Annotated in this window: 15 protein-coding genes; 10 read left to right on the top strand and 5 right to left on the bottom strand. The window is 67.4% G+C overall.

The window, feature by feature from the left end; genetic code table 11:
• Positions 1-43: 43 nt before the first annotated feature.
• Positions 44-1522, bottom strand: coding sequence for a transcription termination factor NusA (gene nusA, locus H537_RS0110680; RefSeq protein WP_028997911.1), 1479 nt, complete (start codon positions 1520-1522; stop codon positions 44-46).
• Positions 1519-2193, bottom strand: a complete 675-nt coding sequence (rimP, locus tag H537_RS0110675) for a ribosome maturation factor RimP (protein WP_028997910.1) — start codon at positions 2191-2193, stop codon at positions 1519-1521. Before rimP ends, nusA begins: the two co-directional genes overlap by 4 nt.
• 234 nt (positions 2194-2427) lie before the next feature.
• Here rimP and fabI point away from each other — a divergent pair, with 234 nt between their 5' ends.
• Entirely contained in the window at positions 2428-3219 is a 792-nt protein-coding gene (gene fabI, locus H537_RS0110670; RefSeq protein ID WP_028997909.1) for an enoyl-ACP reductase FabI, read from the top strand.
• Between the two features lie 121 nt (positions 3220-3340).
• On the opposite strand, the gene H537_RS0110665 is transcribed toward fabI, so the two are convergent.
• Complete coding sequence (locus H537_RS0110665) at positions 3341-5602, bottom strand: arginine/lysine/ornithine decarboxylase (protein WP_028997908.1); 2262 nt, start codon at positions 5600-5602, stop codon at positions 3341-3343.
• 107 nt (positions 5603-5709) lie between these two features.
• Between H537_RS0110665 and H537_RS0110660 the strand changes: the two genes are divergently transcribed.
• The 3 genes from H537_RS0110660 to H537_RS52555 all read left to right on the top strand — a co-directional run bounded on the left by H537_RS0110660 (position 5710) and on the right by H537_RS52555 (position 7599).
• Entirely contained in the window at positions 5710-6138 is a 429-nt protein-coding gene (locus H537_RS0110660; protein WP_028997907.1) for an NfeD family protein, read from the top strand.
• 45 nt (positions 6139-6183) lie between these two features.
• The gene (locus tag H537_RS0110655; protein ID WP_028997906.1) at positions 6184-7104 is read left to right on the top strand and encodes an SPFH domain-containing protein; all 921 of its coding nucleotides are present in this window, start codon (positions 6184-6186) and stop codon (positions 7102-7104) included.
• 66 nt (positions 7105-7170) lie between these two features.
• Positions 7171-7599 (top strand): hypothetical protein, encoded by a 429-nt coding sequence (locus tag H537_RS52555; RefSeq protein WP_156901601.1) that lies wholly within the window; start codon positions 7171-7173, stop codon positions 7597-7599.
• Positions 7600-7902: 303 nt separating this feature from the next.
• Here H537_RS52555 and chrA read toward each other — a convergent pair whose 3' ends face one another.
• Complete coding sequence (gene chrA / locus H537_RS0110650; protein ID WP_028997905.1) at positions 7903-9279, bottom strand: chromate efflux transporter; 1377 nt, start codon at positions 9277-9279, stop codon at positions 7903-7905.
• 80 nt (positions 9280-9359) lie between these two features.
• On the opposite strand from chrA, the gene H537_RS0110645 reads away from it, so the two are divergent.
• Positions 9360-10616 (top strand): MFS transporter, encoded by a 1257-nt coding sequence (locus tag H537_RS0110645; protein ID WP_028997904.1) that lies wholly within the window; start codon positions 9360-9362, stop codon positions 10614-10616.
• A gap of 154 nt (positions 10617-10770) precedes the next feature.
• Here H537_RS0110645 and H537_RS0110640 read toward each other — a convergent pair whose 3' ends face one another.
• Positions 10771-11412 (bottom strand): tRNA-uridine aminocarboxypropyltransferase, encoded by a 642-nt coding sequence (locus H537_RS0110640; RefSeq protein WP_028997903.1) that lies wholly within the window; start codon positions 11410-11412, stop codon positions 10771-10773.
• A gap of 280 nt (positions 11413-11692) precedes the next feature.
• Between H537_RS0110640 and H537_RS0110635 the strand changes: the two genes are divergently transcribed.
• The 5 genes from H537_RS0110635 to H537_RS57020 all read left to right on the top strand — a co-directional run bounded on the left by H537_RS0110635 (position 11693) and on the right by H537_RS57020 (position 15485).
• Positions 11693-12331, top strand: coding sequence for an MEDS domain-containing protein (locus H537_RS0110635; protein WP_028997902.1), 639 nt, complete (start codon positions 11693-11695; stop codon positions 12329-12331).
• On the top strand, positions 12303-14015 hold the full coding sequence (locus H537_RS42260; RefSeq protein WP_156901600.1) for a hybrid sensor histidine kinase/response regulator: 1713 nt from the start codon (positions 12303-12305) through the stop codon (positions 14013-14015). Before H537_RS0110635 ends, H537_RS42260 begins: the two co-directional genes overlap by 29 nt.
• Positions 14016-14844: 829 nt before the next feature.
• The gene (locus H537_RS52550; RefSeq protein WP_156901599.1) at positions 14845-14988 is read left to right on the top strand and encodes a hypothetical protein; all 144 of its coding nucleotides are present in this window, start codon (positions 14845-14847) and stop codon (positions 14986-14988) included.
• On the top strand, positions 14985-15212 hold the full coding sequence (locus H537_RS0110620; RefSeq protein ID WP_043458531.1) for a hypothetical protein: 228 nt from the start codon (positions 14985-14987) through the stop codon (positions 15210-15212). The genes H537_RS52550 and H537_RS0110620 overlap by 4 nt, the downstream gene beginning before the upstream one ends.
• 9 nt (positions 15213-15221) lie before the next feature.
• Positions 15222-15485 carry a hypothetical protein gene (locus H537_RS57020; protein WP_211234990.1) on the top strand — a complete coding sequence of 88 codons (264 nt, stop codon included), beginning with the start codon at positions 15222-15224 and terminating at the stop codon, positions 15483-15485.
• The last annotated feature ends 193 nt before the right edge of the window (positions 15486-15678 follow it).

Here is a 15678-nt window from a genome sequence, read left to right as displayed (position 1 = left end):
TGCTGGGCGATGCGGTCTTGCGGGCGTGGGTCAGGGATGATGATCAAGCGTTGAACCAGTGCTCACGCGCTTTCATGATCAAAGCCTTGGCCGCCACGTCGTCCAGGCCAGTCATTTCAGTCAGTTCATCGACGGCCAGGTCGGCCAGGTCGTCGCGGGTATGGACACCGCCGTCGGCCAGCTTGGCAATCACTTCGGGCGTGAGGCCGTCGAGGTCACGCAGGTCCTGCGACACCTCTTCCACGGCTTCCTCGCGCGCAATTTCCATGGTCAGCAGCGCATCCTTGGCACGCTTGCGCAGCTCGCCCACGGTCTCCTCGTCGAAGGCCTCGATCTCCAGCATTTCCTGCATGGGGACGTAGGCAACTTCTTCCAGGCTGGCGAAGCCCTCGGCGATGAGGATGTCGGCGACCTCCTCGTCCACGTCGAGCTTCTCCACGAACAGGCCACGCAGCTTCTCGGTCTCGGAAGCCTGCTTGGCCTGCGATTCCTCGGCGGTCATGATGTTGATGCGCCAACCGGTGAGGTCGGAGGCCAGGCGCACGTTCTGGCCGCCGCGGCCGATGGCGATGGCGAGGTTCTCCTCGTCCACCACCACGTCCATCGCGTGGCGCTCCTCGTCCACCACGATCGACTGCACGTTGGCCGGCGCCAGCGCACCGATCACAAATTGGGCCGGATCCTCGGACCACAAGACGATGTCCACGCGCTCGCCGGCCAGCTCGTTGGTCACGGCGTTCACGCGCGAGCCGCGCACACCGACGCAGGTGCCGATCGGGTCCACGCGCTTGTCGTGCGAGAGCACGGCGATCTTGGCGCGGCTGCCGGAGTCGCGGGCGCAGCTCTTGATCTCCAGCAGGCCCTGCTCGATCTCGGGCACTTCCTGCGCGAACAGCTCGATCATGAAGCCCGGCGCGGCGCGCGAGAGCATGATCTGCGGCCCGCGCACGGTCGGGTCGATGCCGGCGATGAACGCGCGCACGCGGTCGCCGGTGCGCAGGTTCTCCTTGGGGATCATCTCGCTGCGCTTGAGCCGGCCTTCGACGCGGCCGCTCTCGACGATGATGTCGCCCTTGTCCAGCCGCTTGACGGTGCCCACCATGATCTTCTCGCCACGGGCGAGGAAATCGTTGAGCAGCTGCTCGCGCTCTGCGTCGCGGATCTTCTGCAGGATCACCTGCTTGGCGGCCTGCGCGCCGATGCGCCCGATCGTCACGGACTCGATGGGCTCCTCGATGTAGTCGCCCTCTTCGATGTCGGCAATGCGGTCCCGCGCATCCGACAGCAGCTCCTCGGCGTCCGGGTTCTGCAGCCCCGCGCTGTCAGGCACCACCAGCCAGCGGCGGAAAGTCTCGTACTCGCCGGTGTCGCGGTCGATGGCCACACGGATATCCACCTCGCCCCCATGGAGCTTCTTGGTGGCCGAAGCCAGGGCCGCCTCCACGGCACCGAACACCACATCGCGCTCGACGCTCTTCTCGCGCGAGATGGCGTCCACCAGCATCAACATTTCGCGGTTCATTCTGTGCGTCCTCCGTCCTGCTGCGGCTCCTGAGGCTGCGCAGCCTGGGCCCGCCGGCCCTTGAAATCCACCACCGGCACCAGCCGGGCCTCACGCACTTCATCGAAGGCGAAGTCCAGCACCTGCACCGGCGCCTCCTCGTCCACGGGCTTGGTGCGCGCCTTGGCGTTGGAGCGTCCGGCTTTGCTCCCGCCCTTGCGCGCCGCCGCCGGCGTCTCGTCCTGCAGCACCAGCCGCCAGCCACCCGAGGCCGCCGCGACAGGCTCCTCGGCGACACCGCCCTCGCCCGCAACCGGCTGTGGCGCCGGCCGCGGCTGCAGCACGCCGCGGTACTTGCGCCGGCCCTGGAACGGCAGCTTCAGCGTGATCTCCACCAACTCGCCGGCAAAGCGGGCATAGTCCGCCTCGCGCTTGAGCGGACGGTCCAGCCCGGGCGAGGAGACTTCCAGCCGCGCGTAGTCGGCGTTCTCCACCTCCAGCACGTACTGAAGCTGCCGGGTCACGGCCTCGCAGTCGTCCACCGTCACCGATTCGGACTCGGGACCGGGATACACCTGGCCCGGCACGCGGTCGATGGTCACGCGCAGCAAGCCGCGTGCGGCGCGCTCCACCTCCACGAGCTCATAGCCCAGACCCGTGACGGTGCGCTCGAGGGCAGCCTGCCAGTTCATGCCTTCCCGCATGCGGCTGGCGCCACCTGCGGTCTCCTGTGGTTGCAACGGTGAGGGATGCGAAATTCGATCAAGCAAAAAAAAAGGGCTGGAAGATCCGCCCATTCAGGTATTCAGCGAGAAGCGGATTGTACTCTGCAAGAGCTGTACCGGCAAGTGACCAGCACGCCCCACCGAAGTGGAGCAAGCTGCGTGCGAGAATCCCGGCCGAATTTTTGACCTCTCGGAGCCACCATGGGATTTCTTGCCGGCAAGCGGCTGTTGATCACGGGATTGCTGTCCAACCGCTCGATTGCCTACGGCATCGCACGCGCCTGCCGGCGCGAAGGCGCGGAGCTCGCGTTCAGCTACGTCGGCGAGCGCTTCAAGGAACGCATCACCGAATTCGCACAGGAGTTCGACTCGAACCTGATCTTCGACTGCGACGTGGCGGACGACGCACAAATCGAAAAGCTCTTCGCCGATCTCTCGCAGCACTGGCCGCAGTTCGACGGCTTCGTGCACTCCATCGGCTTCGCACCGCGCGAAGCCATCGCCGGCGACTTTCTCGACGGCTTCTCGCGTGAAGCCTTCCGCATCGCACACGACATTTCCTCCTACAGCTTTCCCGCCATGGCCAAGGCCGCCCTGCCGATGCTGCGCGACAACGCCGCGCTACTGACGCTGAGCTACCTGGGCGCCGTGCGCTACGTGCCGTCCTACAACACCATGGGCCTGGCCAAGGCCTCGCTGGAAGCCAGCGTGCGCTACCTCGCGTCGAGCCTCGGCCCGCGCGGCGTGCGCGTCAACGGCATCTCCGCCGGCCCGATCAAGACGCTGGCGGCCTCGGGCATCAAGGGCTTCCACAAGATTCTGGACATCGTGGAAACGAACGCGCCGTTGCGCCGCAACATCACGATCGACGACGTGGGCAATGCCGCCGCGTTCCTGCTGTCGGACCTGGCTTCGGGCATCAGCGCCGAGATCACCTACGTGGACGGCGGCTTCAGCCAGGTGATGGGCGGCGAGCGCTCCACCCCGCAATAAGCCTGCCCTCTCCCCGCGCCGGGCCCCAAGCCCCGGCGCGCGGCAGCAGGCAGCAAAAAAACGGCGCCTTTGGGCGCCGTTTTTCATGCCTGGCCGCAAAAGCGGCCGAGGGGCCGAGGGTTCAGGCGCGCACGCAGTCCACGTAGTAGCGCCGCACGCCGTCGACTTCCTCTTCCACCAGGCCGTGCACGTCGGTGGCGAAGCCAGGGAATTTCTCGTTGAAGGCGCGCACGAAGCGCAGGTAGTCCACGATCTTGCGGTTGAAGCGCTCGCCCGGGATCAGCAGCGGGATGCCCGGCGGGTACGGCGTCACCAGCGAGGTGGTGATGCGGCCTTCGAGCTCGTCGATCTCCACGCGCTCGGTGTCGCGGTGCGCGATGCGCGCGTAGGCGTCGGCGGGCTTCATCGCCGGCTGCAGGTCCGACAGGTACATCTCCGTCGTCAGCCGCGCGATGTCGTGCTGGGTGTACTCCTTGTGGATCGCCTGGCACAGGTCGCGCAGCCCCATGCGCTCGTAGCGCGGATGCGCGGCGCAGAACTCGGGCAGGATGCGCCAGATCGGCTGGTTGCGGTCGTAATCGTCCTTGAACTGCTGCAGCGCGGTCAGCAGCGTGTTCCAGCGGCCCTTGGTGATGCCGATGGTGAACATGATGAAGAACGAGTACAGGCCCGTCTTCTCCACCACCACGCCGTGCTCGGCCAGGAACTTGGTCACGATCGAGGCCGGGATGCCGGTGGCGTCGAACTTGCCGTTGACGTCCAGGCCCGGGGTGATGATCGTGCTCTTGATCGGGTCGAGCATGTTGAAGCCCGGCGCCAGGTCGCCGAAGCCGTGCCACTCCTCGTTGGCATGCAGCATCCAGTCCGCGCTCTGACCGATGCTCTCGGGCGCCAGCTCCGCCTCCGGCCCCCAGACCTTGAACCACCAGTCGTGGCCGAAGTCCTTGTCGACCTTGCGCATGGCGCGGCGGAAGTCCAGCGCCTCGCGCAGGCTCTCCTCCACCAGCGCGGTGCCACCCGGGGGTTCCATCATCGCCGCGGCCACGTCGCACGACGCGATGATCGCGTACTGCGGCGAGGTCGAGGTGTGCATCAGGTAGGCCTCGTTGAAGAGGTGGCGGTCGAGCTTCTGCGTCTGCGAGTCCTGCACCAGCACCTGCGAAGCCTGCGACAGGCCCGCGAGCAATTTATGCGTGCTCTGCGTGGCGTAGACCATGGACTGCTTGGGCCGCGCGCGCTTCTTGCCCATCGCGTGGTAAGAGCCGTAGAAGCCGTGGAAGGCCGCGTGCGGCAGCCAGGCCTCGTCGAAGTGGATCGTGTCGATCCAGCCGTCGAGCATTCCCTTGATGGTCTCGGTGTTGTAGAGCACGCCGTCGTAGGTGCTCTGCGTGAGCGTGAGGATGCGCGGGCGCACCGCCGCGGCGTCAACGCCTTCGAGCAGCGGGTTGGCGGCGATCTTCTTCTGGATCGCCTCGCGCGTGAACTCCTTCTGCGGGATCGGGCCGATGATCCCGTAATGGTTGCGCGTGGGCGTGAGGAACACCGGCACCGCGCCCGTCATGATGATCGAGTGCAGGATGCTCTTGTGGCAGTTGCGGTCCACCACCACCACGTCGCCCGGCGCCACCGTGTGGTGCCACACCATCTTGTTGGAGGTGCTGGTGCCGTTGGTGACGAAGAAGCAGTGGTCGGCGTTAAAGATGCGCGCCGCGTTGCGCTCGCTGGCAGCCACGGGGCCGGTGTGGTCCAGCAGCTGGCCCAGCTCGTCCACGGCGTTGCACACGTCCGCGCGCAGCATGTTCTCGCCGAAGAACTGGTGGAACATCTGCCCCACCGGGCTCTTGAGGAAGGCCACCCCGCCGGAGTGCCCCGGGCAGTGCCAGGAGTACGAGCCGTCCTGCGCGTAGTCCACCAGCGCGCGGAAGAACGGCGGCGCCACGCCGTCGAGGTAGCTCTTGGCCTCGCGGATGATGTGGCGCGCCACGAACTCCGGCGTGTCCTCGAACATGTGGATGAAGCCGTGCAGCTCCCGCAGGATGTCGTTGGGGATGTGCTGCGACGTGCGCGTCTCGCCGTACAGGTAGATCGGGATGTCGGTGTTTCGGAAGCGGATCTCGGTGATGAACTTGCGCAGGTTCTGCACCGCCGCGTCTTCCTCGCTGTCGGCGGCGGTGAACTCCTCGTCGTCGATGGACAGGATGAACGCGCTGGCACGGCTTTGCTGCTGCGCGAACTGGCTGAGGTCGCCGTAGCTGGTGACGCCCAGCACCTCGAAGCCTTCCTTCTCGATCGCCTGCGCCAGCGCCCGGATGCCCAGGCCCGACGTGTTCTCCGAGCGGAAATCCTCGTCGATGATGAAAATGGGGAAACGGTAACGCAACATTGCAGGCAGCCCTCCCGGGCGTTGGTCCTTCAGGAAAACCGCGAAGTGTAGGCGCTGGTTGTGACACTGCCGCGCACGCGCCCTCCCCACCGCCATCGGAGCAACCCATGGACCCAAGCGACGTGACCCTCTGGTGGCTCGCCACCGCCGCGCTGGTGCTGGCCGAGCTGGCCAGCGGCACCTTCTATCTGCTGATGCTGGCCCTGGGCGCCATGGCCGGCGCGCTGGCGGCACACGCCGGCATGGGCCTCGCGACGCAGCTGCTGGCCGCGGCGCTGGTGGGCAGCGGCACGGTGGGCCTGTGGCACCTGCGGCGCCGGCGCAGCCTGCCCCAGGGGCGCGACCAGAACTTGCACCTGGACATCGGCGAGCACGTGCAGGTCGAGCGCTGGGATGCCCAGGGCCAGGCCCAGGTGCGCTACCGGGGCGCCGCCTGGCAGGCCCGCCACGTCGGCCCGGGCTCCCCGGCGCCGGGCGAGCACCGCATCCGCGCCATCGACGGCAACCGCCTGCTGCTCGAACGCGTCGCCCACTGAACCCGCTACAACCTCCGAACCACCCAACCTGGAGATCTCTTGCCGATGGACATCCTTGCCTTGGTATTGCTGGCCGTCGCGGCCGTGTTCATCGTGCGCTCGGTCAAGGTGGTGCCCCAGCAGCACGCCTGGGTCGTGGAGCGGCTGGGCAAGTTCCACACGACGCTCACGCCGGGCCTGAGCCTGCTGGTGCCCTTCGTCGACCAGGTCGCCTACAAGCACTCGCTCAAGGAGATCCCCCTCGACGTGCCCAGCCAGGTCTGCATCACGCGCGACAACACGCAGCTGACGGTGGACGGCATCCTGTACTTCCAGGTCACGGACCCGATGCGCGCGAGCTACGGCTCCTCCAACTACATCGTGGCCATCACGCAGCTGGCGCAGACCACGCTGCGCAGCATCATTGGCCGCATGGAGCTGGACCGCACCTTCGAGGAGCGCGACGCGATCAACGCCCAGGTCGTCGCCGCCCTGGACGAGGCGGCGCTGAACTGGGGCGTGAAGGTGCTGCGCTACGAGATCAAGGACCTCACGCCGCCGGCGGAAATCCTGCGCTCGATGCAGGCGCAGATCACGGCCGAGCGCGAGAAGCGCGCCCTCATCGCCGCCTCCGAGGGCCGGCGCCAGGAGCAGATCAACATCGCCAGCGGCGAGCGCGAGGCCTTCATCGCGCGCTCCGAGGGCCAGAAGCAGGCGGAGATCAACCAGGCCCAGGGCGAGGCCGCGGCGATCCTGGCGGTGGCCGAGGCTACGGCCGACGCCATCCGGCAGGTCGCCGAGGCCATCCGCCAGCCCGGCGGCGAGCAGGCAGTGCAGCTGCGCGTGGCCGAGAAGGGCGTGGAGGCCTTCTCCCAGCTGGCGCAGAAAAACAACACCATGATCGTGCCGGCCAGCCTGGGCGAGGTCAGCGGGCTCATTGCCAGCGCCATGGCACTGATGCAGAACGCCAAGGTGCCAACGCGCTGATCGACGCCGCGCCATACCGACCAGCAGCACGCGCTTGTCCGAGGCGCCGGCAATGAGATTGCCCCAGTGTGGCATTACGCCAACCGCCATGGCGCCCAGCAAATAGGCTGCGAACAGCCGCCTGCCGAAAATCCCGGCTGTGAAGCGCAAAATCGCCTGCTGCCGGGCCTCCTGCCCCATGCGCTCACGCAGATTCGCGTCCGCCAGCAGCGCGCCGATGTGGCTCATGAATTCCTTCACGCTGCGGCGCAAATAGCCGCCGCGCCCGTGTTCGATGACTTGACCATGCTGCTCGCAATCCCGGGCAACGAAGGGCTGCCCAGTGCCATGGCGCATATCAGCGCGACCGAAAAAACCCTCCTTTCCCTCGGCCACGACGTAGACCCAGCCCGCGGTCAAATGCAGCACCGGGTCCGCACCGTCGGTGCAGAGCACGGGCAAGCCGGCGGCATCCAAGTGCTTCTTCCAGCCCGCTCACCGGGCCCATCCTTTTAATTTTGCCCATCAGCATGGCACGCCCAACAAATACTTTTGCCTGCTCAAGAAACTATGGCCTGCATTTTCTGAAAACATATATTCAACCGCGTAACGTGGGATTCGACAGCTGAAATAGCATTTGGCGATTCACGACGCCGAAAACCGTTATAAAAACGAGAAATTCATGCTGGCGCATTCTCGAACCGAAGAAAGTTAGGCCCGCACTCAAGGTGCAGCCGGCGCCGGAAGCGCCGCTGCCGTCGCAGCCACGACGCCCCGGTCGACACGCCGCTTGCCAGCGGCGTGTCGAGCCCACCCGGGTCAGCTGCTGGTGGCCAGGGTGACCAGCAGCCCGGCCACCGCGCAGGCGCCCAGCAGCGGCATCACGCCCACCTTGAAGCGGAACAGCGCCACGGCCGCCGCCCCGGCGATGAGCGCCGACACGGCGTCGAAACGCCCGCCGAAGCCCTGCGGCCACAGCACGTGGTACGCGAAGAACAGGGCCAGGTTGAGGATCACGCCCACCACCGCCGCGGTGATGGCCGACAGCGGCGCGGTGAAGCCGAGCTTGCCGTGCGTAGCCTCCACCAGCGGGCCGCCGGCCAGGATGAAGACGAAGGACGGCAGGAAGGTGAAGAAGGTTACCACCGTCGCGGCCAGCGCGCCGCCCATGAACAGCGCCTCGGGGCCGAGCACCTGCTTGAGCCAGCCGCCTACGAAGCCGACGAAGGCCACCACCATGATCAGCGGCCCGGGCGTGGTCTCGCCCAGCGCCAGGCCGTCGATCATCTGCGGCCCGCTGAGCCACTGATGGTGCTCCACCGCGCCCTGGTAGACGTAGGGCAGCACGGCGTAGGCACCGCCGAAGGTCAGCAGCGCGGCCTTGGTGAAGAACCAGCCCATCTGCGTGAGCGTGCCCTGCAGCCCCTGCAGGGCGACGAGGACGGCCATTACCAGCGCCCACAGCGCCAGGCCCACGGCCAGCACCCTGGCCAGCTGGTTGCGCGAGAAACGCGCGTGTACCGGCGTGGGCGTGTCGTCGTCGATCAGCGCGGGGCCGTAGCCCTGCTTCGCGCTGCCGTGCCCGCCGCCCAGCGTGAACACCTGCGGCCAGCGCCGCGCGCCGAAATGGCCGGCCAGGCCTGCGGCCAGCACGATGGCCGGGAACGGCGTGTCGAAAGCGAAGATCGCCAGGAAGGCCGCCGCGGCGATGGCCCACATCCAGCGGTTCTTCAGCGCCCGCGTGCCGATGCGGTGCGCCGCGTGCAGCACCAGCGCCGTGACCGCCGGCTTGATGCCGTAGAAGAGGCCCGCCACCGCCGGCACGTCGCCGAAGCGCAGGTAGATCCAGCTCAGCGCGATGAGGATGAACAGCGAGGGCAGCACGAAAAGCGCCCCAGCAACGATGCCGCCCCAGGTGCGGTGCATGAGCCAGCCGATGTAGGTCGCGAGCTGCTGCGCCTCGGGGCCGGGCAGCAGCATGCAGTAGTTCAGCGCGTGCAGGAAGCGCCGCTCGCTGATCCAGCGCCGGCGCTCCACCAGCTCGGCATGCATGATCGCGATCTGCCCTGCCGGGCCGCCGAAGCTGATGAAGCCCAGCTTGAGCCAGAAGGCGAAGGCCTCGGCGAAGCGCACCGGTGCGGGACGCTCGGCGACGGGCGCGGGCGCAACCGGTTCGGTGCTGAGGGAAGTCGTCATGGCAGTGCCCCTGTCCTTCAATGGTTGCGTGCCGCCGCGCGCGTAAAGTGCACGCACATCAAGTCGCGAATGCTACGTCCATGTCTTCGTTCCTACGGCGCCTGGCATTGCGGCCGGCGCGCTGGCTGCTGCCGGCCGGGGTGGACCAGGTGGTGCTGCCGCTGCTGGCGGCGCGCTCGCTGCGCGCGTTCGCAGACGGCTTTGTGGCGGTGCTGCTGCCGGCGTACCTGCTTTCGCTCGGCCTGGGCACGCTGCAAGTCGGCGTCCTGAGCACCGCGACGATGCTGGGCTCGGCCTTCGCCACGCTGGCCGTGGGCGCCTGGGGCCACCGCTTCGCGCCGGCGCGGCTGCTGCGCGGCGCAGGCTTGCTGATGGCGGCCACGGGCGCGGGCTTCGCCGGCCTGTCGGCGTTCTGGCCCCTGCTGGTGGTGGCCTTCTTCGGCACCTTGAATCCCAGCTCAGGCGACGTGAGCGTGTTCCTGCCGCTGGAGCACTCGCGGCTGGCCGGGTCGGCGCAGGGCGCCGCCCGCACGGCGCTGTTCGCGCGCTACAGCGTGCTGGGCGCCTTGTTCGCCTCGCTGGGCGCACTGGCCGCCGCGGTGCCCGACGCCCTGGCGCGACACACGTCCGTCTCGCACCTGGCGGCACTGCGCGCGATGTTCGGGCTCTACGCGCTCACGGGTGTCGCGGTGTGGTGGCTCTACCGCGGCACGGCCGCCGGGGCGGCCGATCGCCCGTCGGCCGCCCCGGCGGCCGTGCCGCTCGGTCCGTCGCGGCGCATCGTGCTGCGCCTGGCGGCGCTCTTCTGTATCGACTCCTTCGCCGGCGGCCTGGTGGTCAACGCGTTGTTCTCGCTGTGGCTGCTGCAGCGTTTCGGGCTGTCGCTGGCGCAGGCGGGCGTGTTCTTCTTCTGCAGCGGGCTGCTCAGCGCAGCGTCGCAACTTGCAGCGCCGCGGGTGGCCAGGCGCATCGGGCTGCTCAACACGATGGTGTTCACCCACATCCCGGCCAACCTGTGCCTCATCGCGGCGGCCCTCATCCCGAACCCGCAGGTGGCCATGGCACTGCTGCTGGTGAGGGCTGCGCTGTCGCAGATGGACGTGCCCACGCGCAGCGCCTACGTCATGGCGGTGGTCACGCCGGCCGAGAGAGCTGCGGCGGCGAGCTTCACCGCCGTGCCGCGCAGCCTCGCCGCGGCGCTGAGCCCGACGCTGGCAGCCGCGATGCTGGCCACGGGCTGGATCGCGCTGCCGCTGGTAGCTTGCGGCGCGCTCAAGACGGCCTACGACCTGGTACTGTGGCGCGCCTGCCGCCACGAGGTGCTGGACGAGCATTGAGGCTGCGCCGAATGCTCGACGCGTCAGCTGGTGTGCGGCCCACGGCCGTCATCGCTTCGCTCCGGACAATCGCTGCAAGCGCAACGAGGTGGGCGCCGGCATGGACCGCCGGAAGCGGTGTCCGCCCTGCCCGGTACCGGCGATCAGGACGCCGTCATCCCGCCCGCGGCCCGGCGCCTGGACAGCCAGTGGGCGCCTGAGGCCGCTGCCGCGCCTGCACGCCGGCGACGAAGCGACCAAAAGCGTCGAGGAGCGGTGTGGCGTCGAAGGACGGGCCCTCCAGCATCGCCAGCGCCTGCACGGTGGCTTCCAGCGTCGAGACCTGGTCGGCTCGGCGCGCCGCGCGGATCGCGCGGTAGCGGGTCGGTGCCGGCGCGTCCAGCGACAGCCGCGGCAGCGCCGCCAGGGCCGGGTGCTCAAGCAGCATTCGCAGGCTCTTGCGCCACGTCGCGTCTATCACCACGAGCCGCAGGGACGCCCCCATCGGCCCCGGGGCTGGCGGCGCGGGCGCGGCCGGTACGTCCGGGTAGAGCAGCCGCGTGTCCCTCCCGGGTCGCTGCAGCAGTGCCTGCAGTGTCTCGGGTTCGAAGCGCTCGCCGACGACCACCTCGCAGCGCGCAAGGGACAGGCGCAGCAGCGCCACGCTGTTCTTCGCCTGGCGCTGTTCCTGCGGGTGCTGAAGCACCAGCACCTCGGTGCGGTGGACCGTCGGCTGCACCAGTGCGCACAGGCAGGTCGCCTGCGGGCGCAAGCAGTGCGCGCAGATGGCGCGGCGGAGTGTGGACGGACCGTTCATGCGGGAATGGTGGCACGCCCATTCCATCCACGGCCAGCGAGCTGATGCCCAGCGAGACCGCCAGCCGCATGCCGGCCCCGCGCGAGCGCATGTTGTCGTGGACGTTGCGGTAGTCGAGGGCTGGCTGCGCCAGGAAGCAGCTGGTGAACCCACGGCGCCCTCGGTGATCCATTCGGCCCGGCAGCAGCCTGTTTGCACCAGCGTCCTGTACAGGCGCCCGGCCCCTGTCCCGGTTTGCGCATTCACCTTGAGGCAAACTGCCGCTTTTGGAAGGACTGCCGTGAGCGATCAACTTTCCATCGCCGGAACGGCATTGGAATACTTCCATGTCTGCGCATTCTTCAACAGCCGTGACGAGGAGTACGACGTGCTCGCGCCCTTCTTTGCGCAAGGGGTGCAGCAAGGCGAGAAGAACGTCCATATCGTCGACCCCTGCCTGATGGACGAACACCGTGCGCGGCTGTCGGCTGCTGGAATCGATACATCCCGGTGCGAGGCGTGCGGGCTGCTTGAAATTCTTCCCTGGCGCAAGGCCTACCTGGACGAGCACGGCGTCTTCGACAAGGACCACATGCTGGCCACCCTGGATGCGATGGCGACCTCGGCGCCCGATGGGGCCTACAGGCGCTTGCGGATCATGGGCAACATGGCCTGGGCGCTTCACGGGGGCGCTGCCACGCCCGAGAAACTCATCGAGTACGAAGCGGAGGTCAATGACGTGCTCTCTCGCAACCGCCAGCCGGCCGTGTGCGTGTACGACGTGTCCAAGCTCAGCGGCGCGATGATGATGGACCTGCTTCGCACCCATCCGTTGACGATCGTCGGTGGTGTCGTGCAGGAGAACCCGTTCTACACCCCTCCTGCCCAGATGCTGCAGGAACTGCGTGCCCGTGAGCAAGCCGCCCCATCCACCGCCTGAAGGTGGGCAGCCGCGTGATCGCTCGGACGCTCCCGAGCATCGTGGCGGACCGGCACCGTCCCAAGAGGTGCTGCGCGACCTGATGGGCCTGCTGGCCCTGCCGGCGCTGTGGGCAGGCAGGGACGGCGAAACCATCCTGGATCTCATGACCCAGGCGGTCGAGCGCATCGTGCCGCTCACGGTGTCCTGCGTGCAGGTTCCCATCCTGCCTTCGCAACCGGCCACGAGAGTGCTGCGGGTCAACGGGCGCACCCTGGACGATGCACAGGCCTTTGCGTGGGCACCTTTCGTGCAGGCCTGCAACGGCATGGCACACCACATGGACAAGTCGACGCTGCAGGACACGCCGCTGGGGCCGCTGCGCGTGATTCGGCTGCACCTGGGCTCGGGGTTGCGTGGGGGCAGCATCTGGTTCGCCTCTAGTGACGAAGGTTTCCCGTCGCTGGCCCACAGTGCGATCCTGCGCGCCGCGGTATCGTTGGCCACGACCGGGCTGCACACCGCGCGGCTGAACCACGAACGCGAACAGGCCAGCCGTGCCAAGGACGAGTTCCTGGCCATGCTTGGACATGAGCTCAGAAACCCGCTGGCGCCCATCGTCACGGCCTTGCAGCTGATGCGGCGGCGCAGCGATCAGCCGCCCTCGCGGGAACAGGAAATCATCGAGCGCCAGGTCAGCCACCTGACGCGTCTGGTTGACGATCTGATGGATGTCACCCGCATCACGCGTGGGCGGGTGGAGCTACAGCCGCAAGCGGTGGAGATGCAAACCGTCCTGGCCGAGGCGATCGAGGGCGTGGGCCCCTTGGTGGAGCAGCGCCGGCACCAGCTGACAATGGAGGCTGCACAGACGCCGGCCATGGTCATGGGCGACCCTGCGCGATTGCGGCAGGTGTTCGTCAACCTGCTCACCAACGCCGCCAAGTACACCGATGCCGGCGGCCATATCGGGGTTCGGCTGATCTGCAGCACCCACGCCGTGGAAATCGCCATCCAGGACGACGGCATCGGGATCGAGGCGAAGCTGCTGCCGCTCGTGTTCAATCTGTTCGAGCAAGGCACCACCACCATCGAGCGTTCGCGGGGTGGTCTGGGTATCGGGCTGGCCATCGTCAAGAACCTCGTTGACTTGCACCATGGCTCGGTGACGGCACACAGCGGTGGAACCGGTCGTGGATCGACCTTCACCGTGAGACTGCCGCTGCACACGGACGTCGCGCCGCCGCGGCCGGCAGACACCCCGGTCATGGAGGCAGCGCAAGGCAATCGCAGGCTGCGCCTGATGCTCGTCGACGACAACGCCGATGCCGTGCAAATGATGCACGATGCACTGGTCGCGCACGGCTTCGAGGTGGTCACTGCACCGGACCCGGTTGAAGCATTGAAGTTGTCTGCCGGCTTTGATCCCGACGTGGCCATACTCGACATCGGCTTGCCGGTGATGGACGGCTACGAGCTCGCGCACGAGCTGCGTCAAGCCAGCGGCATCAGCAACAAGCCCAGGCTCATTGCCTTGACGGGATACGGTCAGCCGAAGGATCGTGCCCGGGCAGCCGCTGCAGGTTTTGAATCCCACTTCGTGAAACCTGTCCATACGGCCACGCTGGTTGCCGCCATTGAGGCGCTGTGTCCTTCCGGGCAGACTCCAGTCCCCACGGTCGATCACCGACGCGAACTACCGTGACTAACCCTGGCGGGTGCTGCCGGCCCCGCTGCGCGCGGCTTTGAAAGCTTCAGCAGTCGGCAGCCGCCGGCGAACCGGCACACGGCGCAGGCCCGTGCCATGACAGCGACTTCAACGGCGTTAGGCCGGTTCTACGGATCTCTCCTTGCGTTTGCATCGGGAGCCATGAGCGGTTGGACCATCGCGGTGTGCAGCCACCGCAGCCGCTTGCGGTGTCCCGTTTCGTGCGGCCCTCTTCCCACAAGGAGTGTCGACATGGCTCCCCAGACTGGCACCGTGAAATGGTTCGACGAACCCAAGGGCAGCGCGTGCAGCGGCCTTGATTCAAACGGGCCCGGACAAGGCCCTGGAGCTGTCAAGGGCCGATCCCGGGACCGCGGCGGTGCAGCCGCGATCGGCGATGTCGGTGCGCCTCGACCAGCCGCACGCGCCTGGGTCGGAGCGCCTCAACCTTCTCAAGTTGCGCACGCATATTCCTCCCTCTCAACGGCCCCGCGGTGAACACCTCCCTGGTCTTCTCCAGTCACTTCAGCGCGGGAGCGCCGTAAGCGCTTGAGCATAGGGCCCGCTGGACCGCGCTGCGGAGCGTCCCGCTCACGTCCTCGTGTTGGCCGCGGTCGCACTACAGGCCAGGTGGATACTGTGTCATCGGGGATTGAGGAGTACCCTGTCTCGCAGCGGCGCAATAGCCCGCCCGGGTCTGCTCGGATCACGCCTCGCCGGAGCCCCGCGTCATTTCGATCGGCACGATCGACCACCCGTCATGCGGTCCAGCAGACCGAGCAAGGCAGCGGGGTATGGACCTCTTCAGCGCGATGAGCTGGCGCTGATGGTCACCTGGGACATCCGTTTCGACGCCGGCATCTACCGCTTCCAGAACTATCGCTACGAGCGCCTGGGCGATGCGGTGGCCTACGCCCGGCTGCTGGCAAGCCGCCAGGCGGCTTCAACTTTTCAGGACCACCGATCATGACGATGCCCTCCCAAGAACGTCCTGCGTCGCGCCAGGAGGCGTTGCGCGACAGCCTGCCGCTCACGGCGGACCTTCTCAAGCGCCGACAGGCCTGCGACATCCCCGCCGGCTACATCGACGACTATCTGGCGCTGGACTGGCTGGAATCGATGGGCGGTACCTTGCGCCTGACCACGACGGGCCAGAACATCTGCCGAAGCGTCGTTGCACCCCACCGCCGTTGAGTGCCACAGATGAAGAAAGCCTCTCTTGCATCCCAGGCACTGCTTGGCGCGATCGACCAGCAGCTGCGGCTGGTACCGCTCCTGAAGCTTGCACTGGAGCAGGACGCCTCGTTCGAGCTGACCATCGCCGCCCCTAGTCTCCACGCCCGCGACCATCAGGGCCGCAACTGGGATGTCGCCGGTTTCCGCACCGGGTTTCGCCATTGGCCCCAATGCCACGAAGAATTCCGCCGCATCGTCGATGCGATGCGCGCGCGCTACGACCTGGATTGAATACACGATGCGTTGTCAACGAACCACTTGCGTTCCAAGGGGCCTGCAGCGCATGCAGCGCCTCAAAGACCTTCAAGCGGTGAATAGATCCCGAAGGTGTTAAGGCAACGATGAACAAGCTATTGAATGCGGCAGCATCGGCTTCCTCGATCTCACATGGCGGGTTTTCGAGGCCGTGACGGTGAAATTTTGG

The organism is Azohydromonas australica DSM 1124 (genome assembly GCF_000430725.1).
In the GTDB taxonomy this organism is placed as follows: Bacteria; Pseudomonadota; Gammaproteobacteria; order Burkholderiales; family Burkholderiaceae_C; genus Azohydromonas; species Azohydromonas australica.
The sequence above is the reverse complement of the archived record's forward strand: the minus strand, read 5'-3'. Positions and strand labels throughout refer to the sequence as shown.

What these genes read in the sequence shown, in the direction of transcription:
- H537_RS0110645 (WP_028997904.1), top strand. Translation starts at nt 9,360, where the DNA reads ATGTCTTCGTTCCTACGGCGCCTGGCATTGCGGCCGGCGCGCTGGCTG.
- nusA (WP_028997911.1), bottom strand. Translation starts at nt 1,522, where the DNA reads ATGAACCGCGAAATGTTGATGCTGGTGGACGCCATCTCGCGCGAGAAG.
- H537_RS52550 (WP_156901599.1), top strand. Translation starts at nt 14,845, where the DNA reads ATGGTCACCTGGGACATCCGTTTCGACGCCGGCATCTACCGCTTCCAG.
- H537_RS0110620 (WP_043458531.1), top strand. Translation starts at nt 14,985, where the DNA reads ATGACGATGCCCTCCCAAGAACGTCCTGCGTCGCGCCAGGAGGCGTTG.
- fabI (WP_028997909.1), top strand. Translation starts at nt 2,428, where the DNA reads ATGGGATTTCTTGCCGGCAAGCGGCTGTTGATCACGGGATTGCTGTCC.
- H537_RS0110640 (WP_028997903.1), bottom strand. Translation starts at nt 11,412, where the DNA reads ATGAACGGTCCGTCCACACTCCGCCGCGCCATCTGCGCGCACTGCTTG.
- chrA (WP_028997905.1), bottom strand. Translation starts at nt 9,279, where the DNA reads ATGACGACTTCCCTCAGCACCGAACCGGTTGCGCCCGCGCCCGTCGCC.
- rimP (WP_028997910.1), bottom strand. Translation starts at nt 2,193, where the DNA reads ATGAACTGGCAGGCTGCCCTCGAGCGCACCGTCACGGGTCTGGGCTAT.
- H537_RS0110660 (WP_028997907.1), top strand. Translation starts at nt 5,710, where the DNA reads ATGGACCCAAGCGACGTGACCCTCTGGTGGCTCGCCACCGCCGCGCTG.
- H537_RS0110665 (WP_028997908.1), bottom strand. Translation starts at nt 5,602, where the DNA reads ATGTTGCGTTACCGTTTCCCCATTTTCATCATCGACGAGGATTTCCGC.
- H537_RS57020 (WP_211234990.1), top strand. Translation starts at nt 15,222, where the DNA reads ATGAAGAAAGCCTCTCTTGCATCCCAGGCACTGCTTGGCGCGATCGAC.
- H537_RS0110655 (WP_028997906.1), top strand. Translation starts at nt 6,184, where the DNA reads ATGGACATCCTTGCCTTGGTATTGCTGGCCGTCGCGGCCGTGTTCATC.